Consider the following 11113-nt stretch of genomic DNA (forward strand, 5'->3'; position numbering starts at 1 on the left):
TGGCTTGAATGCCATGATTCGTTCCTTCCAAAAATTCGATCGTATCGATGTGCAATACAGGCATCCTGCTCCGCAGACTTTTTGCTGCGAGGAAACCGGTGAGCCGGGCGGTACTGCCGAGACGGGCGACGGCTAGCATTTTTGCCTTGTCACCCACGGCCACCACCTGCAACTCGAGCTCCACATTCCGGGGGAGCCCGGCTTCCGTCTGCCGCGACCGGTGCTCGATGCGTCCTGCCAGCACCGGCACACCGCCGGGGGAGTAACGCATCTGACCAATCTCGGCCAGGACGCCTTCTATCTCAAAACTGTTGCGGCCCTGCTCCTGCAACTCAGGCGGCGGGCTGCTGCTCGGCGGCCGGCTTGGCCTCGTCGGCGGCGGTCAGGGAGCGGGACTTCTCTTCCTTCATCATCGGCGACGGAGTGGTGACAGCCTTCTTGGTGCGGATAGACAGGTGACGCAGGACGGCATCGTTGAACTTGAAGCCGTGCTCCAGTTCGGCGATGGTCGGCTGATCGCACTCGATGTTCATCAGCACGTAGTGGGCCTTGTGGATCTTCTGGATCGGGTAGGCCAGCTGACGACGGCCCCAGTCTTCCAGGCGATGGATCTGGCCGCCCTGGGAGGTGACGAGGCTGCGGTAGCGCTCGATCATGGCGGGCACTTGCTCGCTCTGATCGGGGTGAACGATGAAAACGACTTCGTAATGTCGCATGAGATCTCCTTCTGGATTAAAGCCCTCCGTCATGCGAACGGTAGGACAAGGTAAAACACGGCCGGATCGACTGCCACGAACGTGGCAAAGCGCGCGCCTTACAAGCAAGGCACACGCTAACCATCCGGGGGAATTCTTGGCGGAGAGGGCGGGATTCGAACCCGCGTCAGGGTATTACCCTGAACACGCTTTCCAGGCGTGCGACTTAAACCACTCATCCACCTCTCCAAGTGGAGGCGGCACTATACATGAAGAATTCAGGATGTCAAAGCCTGTTTTCGTTTTTTCGCTGGATCGGGCAGCCGGACGTCGTCGACAAGGGCCTGAACCTCGGCACTCGGCGGGGGCGTGACGAGGCTGACGACGGCAATCACCACGAAGCCTGCGGGCACGCCGAAGACGCCGCAGGAGATCGGATGGATGTCCAGCCAGGCGTCGGCCATGCTGCCGCCGAAGAAGGGATGGGTGCGCACGATGTAGTAGAGCGTCATCCCAAGGCCCGCAATCATGCCGGTCACCGCACCCCACTTGTTGGCGCGCTTCCAGAAGATGCCCAGCACCAGCGCGGGAAAGAAGGCCGACGCAGCGATCGAGAAGGCCAGCCCGACCATGAAGAGAATGCTGTCCGGGCGCAACGACGCCACCCAGGCGGCCACTACCGCCACCACGAGCAGCTGGGACTTGGTGATCACCAGCCGGCGCTGGGTGGAGGCTTCCGGGTTAATGATCTTGTAGTAGAGATCATGGGACAGGGCGTGGGAGATCGTCAGCAGAAGGCCATCCGCAGTCGACAGTGCCGCTGCCAGGCCACCCGCGGCCACCAGCCCGGAAACCACGTAGGGCAATCCGGCCAGTTCCGGCACCAGCAGCAGGATCGCGTCGCTGTTGATGGTGAGTTCGGCCAGCTGGAGGATGCCGTCGCCGTTGATGTCCTCGATCTTCACGAGGCCGACCTTGCCCCACGAGGCCACCCAGTGGGGCAAGGTGGCAATGTTGGAGCCGACCAGACTGCTATAGACCTCCCACTTGGCGAAGACCGCATAAGCCGGCGCCGTGACATACAGCAGGAAGATGAAGAACAGCGACCAGAACACCGAACGTCGCGCTTCCCGAACCGTCGGCGTCGTGTAGTAGCGCATCAGGATGTGGGGCAGTGCGGCGGTGCCGACCATCAACACGAAGGTGAGCGCCAGAAAGTTGCGCCGGGCGCTATCCCGGGCTGCCTGATCGGCCCCCGGGTGAGCTTCGGCGTGGGGCGGCGGCGGCACGGTGCGGGAGAGACTGTCCTGACGGGCCCGCTCCCACTTCACGCGGGCTTCATCGGCGGTACGGGGCAGGTCACGCAGTTGCCGTTCAGCGACAGAGATATCCCGGGCTGCCGCACCCTGGGTGCGCAGCTCGTTGACCCGCTGGACCTGGGCCATCCGCTCCGCGGCAAGGGAGTCGGGCAGGTCGGCGATCTTGCGGGCGTACTCCTCGGCGCGATGCCGGTACTGCACACGGACAGCGTTCTCCCGCGGCTCGGAGAACAGCTCGAGCTCCTTCACACCCAGATCCTGCAGCACCTTGCCGTAGGTCAGCTGGGGCAGCGGAACGCCGGTCACCTTGTACGACAGGATGCCCACCGGCACCAGATAGGCGACGATGAGGATCAGGTACTGGGCGACCTGCGTCCAGGTCACCGCCCGCATGCCACCCAGAAACGAACACACCAGGATGCCCGCGAGGCCCACGAACACACCGATCTCGAACTCGATGCCGATGAAGCGGCTGGTGATGAGCCCCACGCCGTAGATCTGCGCCACCACGTAAACGAAGCTCGCCAGCACGCCAGCAAACACGCCGACCACCCGGGCGAAGTGCCCCTCGTATCGCGCGCCGAGGAAATCCGGGATCGTGAACTGCCCGAACTTGCGCAGGAAGGGCGCCAGCAGCAGCGCCACCAGCACATATCCGCCCGTCCAGCCGGTGACGAAGGCGAGCCCCTCGAAGCCGGCGTAGTAAAGCGTGCCCGCCAGCCCGATGAAGGACGCGGCGCTCATCCAGTCGGCGGCGGTGGCCATGCCGTTGAACAGCGCCGGCACCCGCCGCCCCGCCACGTAGTACTCGGAGACGTCGGAAGTCCGGCTCATCACGCCGATGGCGGCGTAGATGGCGATCGTGGCGAACAGGAATATCTGGCCGATCCAGCGGGGCGCGAGGCCAAGCTGCTCGGCGATGGCGAGCATCGCCACCAGGCTGAAGAAACCCGCTGCGTAGAAAAGGTAATAGCGCCAGACGCGCCGGGACAGGCTGGCCAGAGAGCTCATCGTTGCGCGGCCTCAGTCATCGGGGTCAAGGCCGTGGCGCCGCTCGAGGCGCGTCATGCAGAAATCGTAGAGCCAGACGATCAGCAGGAACACGATCAGCGCGCCCTGCGCCGCCATGTAAAAGCCGAAAGGCCAGCCGAAGAAGACCATCGAATTGAGCTCGTCCGCGAACCATCCGGGCAGGAAGCTCACCGCGGCCCAGACGAGCAGCAGCCCCACGGTCAGCCGCAGGGTCGTCTTCCAGTATCGCTCGGCGGCGGCGCGCGTTTCCGCGCTGTTGTCGTTGTCCCGGCTCACAAGCCTCTTTCTCCCGCTCTTGGCCGTACGGCCACGGCGCGAGTATAGCCCCCGTCCGCGGCACTACAACTGATACCGGACCTGGAGCTTCTGCTGCAGGCGCCGCGCCTGGCGAAAAGACTCCTTCAGGAACGCCCGCTCGAGCTCGTTCAGGGACGCCGGGGCGATCTGGTTGGCTCCACCGCCAGGCTCCCGCGGGCTGGCGAGGCGAAGCTGCTGGATGAAGCCAAAGGCATCGACCAGCGCCCTCACCTCCCGCCGCGGCCAGTTCAGCGCCTCACCGGCCGCCTGCAGGCGCCCGACAGTGGCGGTCTCGGCAATCCCCAAGGCCAGCGCGTAGATCCGCGCCGCGTCGACGAACACCCGGCTACCATCACGCTTCAGGTCGATGTGCCCGGTTTCCCGATCCACCGAGAAATCCCGAAGCACCCCGAGCGGCGGCCCGCCGCGCAAGGCGTTTGCCGCCATGAAGCGCAGGAACAGCGGGGTATCGCCGGCGATACCGAGCAGCCAGCGCTGCAGCGCCGCCGCCAGCTGCCAGTCGCCCGCGAGGGGACGGAAATCGAAGAAGATCGTGGCGTTGAGGAGATCGTCGGCCGTGCCGCTGTGCATCCAGCCGGCAAAGCACGCCCGCCACTCGCCCAGCGACAGGCACCAGCGGGGATTGCCGGCCATCACCTCGCCCTTGCAGAGTGGAAAGCCGCAGGCGTCGAGGATCTCATTGACCCGCCGGGCGAAGGGCAGGAAGCCAGCCCGCAGCGCCTCCGGATCGTCATCTGCGCCGCAGGCAAAGATCAGCCCATTGTCCTGATCGGTGGCAAGCGTCTGCTCCAGACGGCCTTCCGAGCCGAAGGCGAGCCAGCACCAGGGCACCAGCGGCACTTCAAGCTCGGCCTCAGCCAGGTCGATGGCCGCCTGCACCACGAGATCATTGAGCATGGCGATCCACTCGCCCAGCGCACCGCTGCCCTCGCCGAGCTCGACCATTGCCTCGGCGGCCTTCCGCACCCGGGCCGCGGCCTTGGCGAGGCTGTCCACGCCGCGCACGGACTGGATCGCCTCGACAAGATCATCAGAGCCGGCAAACCGGCTGGCGTAGAGATCGCTCCGGGAGAGCACGCCGACGAGCTGGCCCGCCCCGTCGGTGACCACCAGATGGCGCAGGCCGTGCCGGGCCAGCATCAGCCGGGCCAGATGGGGGCTGGCGTCGCCGGGCAGGGCGACCACGCCGCCGGTCATGACGCCGGCCACCGGTGCGCCGAGATCGCCACCGGGCAGCACGACCCGGTCGATGACGTCGCGGAGGGTCAGCATCCCGAGCGGGCGCTGGGCCGGATCGACGATGACCACCGTGCCGACCCGCGCCGCATCCATCCGTTGCAGCGCTTCCCGGATGCTCGCCTCGGGAAGCGCATGCACCGGCGGGCGACGCAGCAGCGCCGTCAGGCCACCACTGCGTTGGGCTGAGGACATGAGCGGCGGCCGCTCAGTACTTCACGCGGGCGTAGTAGGTCTTCTCGGAGGCCTTGCGCGCATCCCCAAGGGTCCGGATGCCCATCTCCGCCAGCAGCGGAATCATCCGCAGGAAGACCTCGCCGGTGACGATCGCATCGCCGATCGCCGTATGGCGCCCCATCACGCTCACGCCCATGCGCTCGCTAATCGCCTCGAGACGGTGGGATTCCTGCGAGGGATGCAGCACCGCCGACAGCAGCAGGGTGTCGAGCACCGGCTGAGTGAAACGGATGCCGGTGCTCTCTTCCTTGAGCTGCAGGAAGCGCATGTCGAAGGCTGCGTTGTGGGCCACCAGCACGGTATCTTCGGCAAAGGCATGGAAGGCTGGCAGCACCTTGGCCATGGACGGCTGGCCGACCAGCATCTCCGGCGTGATGCCGTGGATCTTGGTGGAGGCTTCCGGCAGCTCGCGGAGCGGGTCCACCAGCTGGTCGAAGGATTCGGACTTGAGCAGCTTGCCATTCACGATGCGGGTTGCACCGATCTGGATGATCTCGTCGCCTTCCGACGGGTTGAGGCCGGTGGTCTCGGTGTCGAACACCGTGAAGGCGAGCTCGGAGAGCGGGCGGTCGTCCAGGGCGTGGCTGGCCTCGGTCTGCTTGAAGAGGTCGAAATCGTAGTACTCGGGCCGGCTGTCGCCCTTGAGGTAGGTGGTTGCCTCGACTTCGTTCTGGGGCGCGGCCGAGGGCAGCAGCAGGCGAAAGAAGGCGCGGTGCTGGGTCTTCTCGCGCTGCAGCCAGATCTCGCCGTCGTGGCGGGCCACCACGTCGCGCACCGTGAGGGGGGAGCTTTCGCCGGCGAAGGTCATGGGCTCGAGTTCCCACGCCATCACGGTCTCGGTGCTCATCGCCTGCCCGGACCAGATGAGATCCAGATGCGCCAGCCGCCCGGCGGAGGTGAGCCGGAAGCGCACTTCGCGCACCTCGAACTCATCGGACAGCCGGCTGACGAGATAGCTGATGGCCTGCAGCAGCGAGAAACTATCCACCTTCACCCACACGTCCGGATCGATGCCTTCCAGCTTGGTGGGCAGGCCGAGCTTCTTCTCGACCCGGCGCTGGGCGGCGGCCACCAGATCGGCGCCCAGCATCTCGTCCAGGGGCCAGCGGGTCTTGAGGGAGTCGGCGAAGGCGTTGGCGGTCTCGTCGAGGCGGCGGCTCATGCCCTCCACCTCGTCACGGACCACCTTCAGGAAGCGCTCCTTCAGATCGGCGTCGAGATCGGGGTACTCGAGCATCTCGGCCGCGGCACGCAGGTTGGCAAGGGACGAGCGGCTGCCCTCGGTGAGGGTGTGGAGCATCTGGTCACGCTTGGTCTCGGCCTCGAAATTGCGCGTGATGTTGTCGAGCATCAGCACGAAGCCCGTGACGCTCGGCTCGGCGTCGGGCTCGCCCCCCGTGGCCAGCACCGGCGCCATCTGCACCCGCAGCAGCTGCCCGGCGCGGGTGGTGGTGACGAAGTTGGCCATTGGCTGGGCGCTCTGGCGGCGGATGCGCTCCTGGATGCTCTCGAGGGCATGGACGATCAGGCTGCGCTCGAAGACGAGGTAGATCGAGCGCCCGAGGCCGATGATCTCGCCACCACCAGCGGCGGTTGGCGCATCCGACAGCGCCTTGAACTGCAGCCGCGCCCGGTTGTTGTAGAGCAGGATGCGGCCGTCGAGATTGCACACCACCACGCTCTGGTTGAGCTCGGACATCAGCGCGGCGAGGCGGTTGCGCTCTTCCTCGACGGACAGACGGGCCTCGCGGATGCGCGCCTCCACGTCTTCCTGCAGGCTGCGCCGCTGATCGGCGAGGTTGTTCACCGCCTCGGCAATGCGCTGCAGCTCGGGCGAGCCTGCCGGCTTGACCCGGCGGGATGGATCGGTGCCGACGATCAGCCCGACTTCGTCCGCCAGCAGCGCCGGCTCGGCGATGGCCGACTGAGCGAAGGACTTCATCAGCACCGCCGCCGCCCCGGCGCCCACCATCGAGATCATGATGAGCAGCCCCAGCCGCGGGTTGAGAACTGGCTCGATCACCGCCTTTTCTTCGGGCGTCAGATCGCGCCACACGGCAAAGCCCGCCGCCGCCAGCACACCGGCGACGAGAGCGCAGGCCGCGGCAATCGCCAGCGCCTGCCGGGCTTTCGGGCTCATGCCGGGATATCCAGCAGGGATTTGACCTTGGCGACCAGCTCGCGGGTCGAGAAGGGCTTGGTCATGTAGGCATCGGCGCCCATCGCGAGACCCTTGGTGACTTCGGTCTCGCGCCCCTTGGCGGTGAGCATCAGGATGCGGGTGCCTTGCAGCCCGGCGTCGGCACGGATCTCCTGGCACACCTCGTAGCCGTTCTTGCGCGGCATCATCACGTCGAGCAGCACCAGATCGGGCGACTCGCTGCGCACCTTGTCGAGGGCTTCCTGACCGTCGTTGGCGATGCACACGGCAAAGCCCTCGCGCTTCATCAGGAACTCCAGGGAAATGACGATGTTTTGCTCATCGTCGGCGATCAGTATTTTTTTGGTCATTTTGTCTTCCTCCCCTCCGCCGTCTGAAACAGGGACGCACATCCCGCCCCCATCCGCGGCGCATGAAATTGTAGTTTATCCTGCTTGAGCGTTCGCTTCTGTTGATTTCCCGCAAGGCATCAGAAACGAGAATGTCGCGCCCTCCCCCGCCCGGCTCTCGACCCACAGCCGGCCGCCATAGTGTTCGACGATCTGGCGGCTGATCGGCAGGCCGAGGCCCGTCCCCTGAGGCTTGTCGGTCATGGTGTTGCCGCCCTGCCGAAACTTCTCGAAAACAACCAGCTGCTCCTCGGCGGTGAGGCCAGGCCCGTTGTCCCGCACGTCCACACGCAGGCCGTCGGCAACCTGGCTGAGCGTCACCCACACCGCACCGGTGTCCCGCGCGACGAACTTCACCGCGTTTGAGAGCAGGTTGAGCACCACCTGCACCAGCCGATCCCGGTCGGCCAGCAGCGTTGGCACCTGGGCAGGCAGGGTGAGCTCCAGCGCCACTCCCTTGTCCTTGAAGAGCTGGCTGGTGGATGCGGCCGCCTGCTCGACCACCTGGATCAGGTCCACCTCGCCGGTCTGCCACTCCGCATGGCCCGAGTCGATCTTGGCCATGTCTAGCACCTGATTGACTAGCCGCGTCAGCCGCTCGGTCTCGCTGACGATGATTCCCAGAAAGCGTTTCCGCTCTTCGAGGTCGATCTTGGGATCCTCAAGCAGCATCTCGGAGAACGCGCGGATCGAGGTGAGCGGCGTGCGCAGCTCGTGGGTGACCGACGACATGAAGTCGTCCTTCAGCCGGTCGAGCTCCTTCAGGCGGTCGTTGGCGCTGCGCAGCTCGCGTGTTGCGGCCTCAAGCTCCAGGGATTTCTGCTCGAGCTGCTTCGAATAGGCCCGCACCTGGGAGGCTTCGTCGAGAATGTTCATCACCTCGTCGAGCCCCAGCGGCTCCTCCTTCACCACCGAGGCCACCATCACCCGCGCCGACGCCGCGCCGATGGCGCCGGCCAGCGTGGTCTCGGCAAAATGCACCAGCCCGGCATCCGCCTGCAGAGCTTCGACCCCCGCCACGCCACGCATCCGGGCGTAATCCGCAAAGGCGTGGCGGGCCCGGTCGCGCCCGATGAAGCGGCCGATCAGCGGAAGAAGATCGCCCACCCGGGCACTTCCACGCCAGAAATCGCCCCCGGCGGGACGGCTCTGCCGGAAGACATCCACGAACAGCATCGCCTGGCCGGCCTCGACGGCATTCGGCCGCCGCCACAGCGACACGCACAGGTAGGCGCCAATGTTGACCGACAGGCTCCAGAACAGGCTGTGGGCAATCGGATCGAGCCCGACGATACCGAACAGCTCCTGGGGCCGCAGCACTTCCAGCCCGAACAGCCCGCCCTGCAGGAACGCCTCCGGCAGCCAGCCCGACTTGGCGAAGGACGGCAGCAGCAGCGTGTACAGCCACACGCCGAAGCCACCCGCCAGCCCTGCCAGCGCGCCCGGCCGGGTGCCGCCACGCCAGTACATCCCGCCGATCATCGCCGGGGCAAACTGGGCCACTGCGGCAAAGCTGATGAGGCCGATGCTCACCAGCGCATGGGCCTCGCCGGCGACACGGAAGTACAGGTAGCCCAGCAGCAGGATCAGGATGATCGCCCCGCGGCGGATGCCCAGCAGCACGCCCGAGAGATCCTCCCGCCCGAGCAACGAGCGACCCCGGAAGCGCAGCAGGACGGGCATCACCAGATCGTTGCAGACCATCGTCGACAGGGCGATCGTCTCGACGATGACCATCCCCGTTGCCGCCGACAGCCCACCGATGAACACCAGCAGCGCCAGCCAGCCCTGGCCCTGCGCCATCGGCAGGGTAAGCACGAAGGTGTCGGCATCCACATCCTGGCCGGCAAAGGTCATCAGCCCCCCCAGGGCGATGGGCAGCACGAAGATATTGATCAGCAGGAGATACAACGGAAACTGCCAGATCGCCCGGCGCAGGTGGTTCTCATTGACGTTCTCGACCACCGCCACCTGAAACTGGCGGGGCAGGAACATCACCGCCAGCATCGACAGCAGCGTCATCGAGAACCAGCTGCCGTAGCCATTGCCGCCGGCGCCCATTTCCATCAACCGGCGCAGGTCGTCCCGCTCGGCCGCCTGGGAGAAGATGTCGGCAAATCCGTCGTACAGCCCGAAGGTCACGTAGATGCCGACCGCCAGCACGATCAGCAGCTTGACCAGCGACTCGAACGCCACGGCCGCCACCATCCCCTCGTGGCGCTCGGTGGCGTCCAGGTGGCGGGTGCCGAACAGAATGGTGAAGGCCGCCATGATGAGCGCCACGTACAGCGCCGTGTCGGTCAGCCAAGAACCCGCGCCCACCTTGGCCGGCATCACGATGGCCGGGTAGTTCGAGAGGATCGTGAAACTGTTGGAGACTGCCTTGAGCTGCAGCGCGATGTAGGGCAGCACGCCGAGCACCGCGATCACGGTGACCAGCCCGCCCAGCAGGTGGCTCTTGCCGTAGCGCGAGGCGATGAAGTCGGCGATCGAGGTGATGCGATGGGTCTTGGCGATGCGGACCATCTTCAACATCACGAACCACCACAGGGCCACCGCCAGGGTCGGCCCGAGGAAGATCGGCACGAAGCCCAGCCCCGACGACGCGGCGCGCCCCACGCTGCCGTAGTAGGTCCAGGTCGTGCAGTAAACCGCCAGCGAGAGGGCGTAGATCGTCGGGTTGGCGATGAGGGAACGCCCTGCATCCGCCCGCTTGTCGCCCAGGTAGGCGACGCCGAACAGCAGCAGCAGGTACAGGAAGGAGACGGCGACGATGGTGGTTCCGGTCATCACGCCTGCGCTCCTAGCGCTCGATGACCAGGGCCATCACCACGATGAGGGCCGCCCACACGCCGAAAACATAGAGATACAGGACGGGAATGCCGAACCACATCCGGTCCGAATCGAACGCAGACAGAATCGGATAGTTCACCAACAGCCCGCCGAGCAGAAACAAAGCCACGAGACGCTGGCCGGTCAGTGTCGCCTTGATCATGTCATCCTCCCGTCGCGCAATGTCACCCTGCGCTTATAACCCGTACAGGCAGACTTGGCGAGAGTTGCGACGCACCTGGGCGCCCGCCGCCGTCACGCGGACGACGGACGAGAAAAAGGCGCGGAGTCCGCGCCTGTTTCTCCCCCTCACACTCCCGGCCATACCGCGCCGGGCTCCTCCCTTGTTTATTCTTTTGTGCGGCACGCGCTGTTGTTCTTGATGGCACTTCGGGGGAAGCACCGGGGCGCTGGCCGCCCCCGGCCACAGGGCCGGGGCGGGTGATGCGGTTGATTACTTGAGCTGTTCCAGGATCGCCGGGTTTTCCAGCGTCGAGGTGTCCTGGGTGATTTCCTCGCCCTTGGCCAGCTGACGGAGCAGACGGCGCATGATCTTGCCGGAGCGGGTCTTCGGCAGGTTCTCACCGAAGCGGATGTCCTTCGGCTTGGCGATGGGGCCGATTTCCTGGCCAACCCAGTTCTGCAGTTCCTTGATGACCTTGACGGCTTCGTCGCCGGTCGGACGGGCACCCTTCAGCACCACGAAGGCCACGATCGCTTCGCCGGTCAGATCGTCCGGACGGCCAACCACGGCAGCCTCGGCAACCTTCTCGTGAGCCACCAGGGCGGATTCGATTTCCATCGTGCCCATGCGGTGACCGGAAACGTTCAGCACGTCATCGATACGGCCGGTGATGGTGAAGTAGCCGGTGTCCTTGTCGCGGATCGCGCCGT

The 11113-nt window shown here is 65.8% G+C and carries 9 protein-coding genes, 1 tRNA gene and 1 pseudogene; all 11 read right to left on the reverse strand.

Going from position 1 to position 11113, the window contains the following annotated elements; translation table 11 throughout:
- On the reverse strand, positions 1 to 271 hold a 271-nt coding region (priB, locus tag Q0672_RS18005), incomplete at its 3' end, for a primosomal replication protein N (protein ID WP_298624469.1).
- A 61-nt stretch (positions 272 to 332) separates the two neighbouring features.
- Positions 333 to 716 carry a 30S ribosomal protein S6 gene (rpsF, locus tag Q0672_RS18010; protein WP_298624470.1) on the reverse strand — a complete coding sequence of 128 codons (384 nt, stop codon included), beginning with the start codon at positions 714 to 716 and terminating at the stop codon, positions 333 to 335.
- 137 nt (positions 717 to 853) lie between these two features.
- Positions 854 to 944: transfer RNA gene (locus Q0672_RS18015), tRNA-Ser, on the reverse strand.
- A gap of 29 nt (positions 945 to 973) precedes the next feature.
- Positions 974 to 3025, reverse strand: coding sequence for a sodium:solute symporter family protein (locus Q0672_RS18020; RefSeq protein ID WP_298624471.1), 2052 nt, complete (start codon positions 3023 to 3025; stop codon positions 974 to 976).
- A 12-nt stretch (positions 3026 to 3037) separates the two neighbouring features.
- Positions 3038 to 3322 (reverse strand): DUF4212 domain-containing protein, encoded by a 285-nt coding sequence (locus Q0672_RS18025; protein ID WP_153162026.1) that lies wholly within the window; start codon positions 3320 to 3322, stop codon positions 3038 to 3040.
- A gap of 63 nt (positions 3323 to 3385) precedes the next feature.
- Positions 3386 to 4795 carry a DUF294 nucleotidyltransferase-like domain-containing protein gene (locus Q0672_RS18030; protein ID WP_298624472.1) on the reverse strand — a complete coding sequence of 470 codons (1410 nt, stop codon included), beginning with the start codon at positions 4793 to 4795 and terminating at the stop codon, positions 3386 to 3388.
- A 13-nt stretch (positions 4796 to 4808) separates the two neighbouring features.
- A complete protein-coding gene (locus tag Q0672_RS18035; protein ID WP_153162024.1) occupies positions 4809 to 6977 on the reverse strand; it encodes an exonuclease domain-containing protein in 2169 nt (722 codons plus the stop codon).
- On the reverse strand, positions 6974 to 7348 hold the full coding sequence (locus Q0672_RS18040) for a response regulator (RefSeq protein ID WP_298624475.1): 375 nt from the start codon (positions 7346 to 7348) through the stop codon (positions 6974 to 6976). Before Q0672_RS18040 ends, Q0672_RS18035 begins: the two co-directional genes overlap by 4 nt.
- A gap of 75 nt (positions 7349 to 7423) precedes the next feature.
- Entirely contained in the window at positions 7424 to 10180 is a 2757-nt protein-coding gene (locus Q0672_RS18045; protein WP_298624477.1) for a sensor histidine kinase, read from the reverse strand.
- Positions 10181 to 10190: 10 nt separating this feature from the next.
- Positions 10191 to 10382: a hypothetical protein gene (locus Q0672_RS18050; RefSeq protein WP_367179974.1), complete on the reverse strand. Its 192-nt coding sequence runs from the start codon at positions 10380 to 10382 to the stop codon at positions 10191 to 10193.
- A 291-nt stretch (positions 10383 to 10673) separates the two neighbouring features.
- Positions 10674 to 11113: pseudogene (locus tag Q0672_RS18055) on the reverse strand (acetyl-coenzyme A synthetase); the annotation flags it as partial.

The organism is uncultured Zoogloea sp., from assembly GCF_937894855.1.
Lineage (GTDB): Bacteria > Pseudomonadota > Gammaproteobacteria > Burkholderiales > Rhodocyclaceae > Zoogloea > Zoogloea oryzae.

Coding starts and splice junctions, on each gene's coding strand:
- rpsF (WP_298624470.1), bottom strand. CDS start 716: ATGCGACATTACGAAGTCGTTTTCATCGTTCACCCCGATCAGAGCGAG.
- Q0672_RS18030 (WP_298624472.1), bottom strand. CDS start 4,795: ATGTCCTCAGCCCAACGCAGTGGTGGCCTGACGGCGCTGCTGCGTCGC.
- Q0672_RS18050 (WP_367179974.1), bottom strand. CDS start 10,382: ATGATCAAGGCGACACTGACCGGCCAGCGTCTCGTGGCTTTGTTTCTG.
- Q0672_RS18035 (WP_153162024.1), bottom strand. CDS start 6,977: ATGAGCCCGAAAGCCCGGCAGGCGCTGGCGATTGCCGCGGCCTGCGCT.
- Q0672_RS18040 (WP_298624475.1), bottom strand. CDS start 7,348: ATGACCAAAAAAATACTGATCGCCGACGATGAGCAAAACATCGTCATT.
- Q0672_RS18020 (WP_298624471.1), bottom strand. CDS start 3,025: ATGAGCTCTCTGGCCAGCCTGTCCCGGCGCGTCTGGCGCTATTACCTT.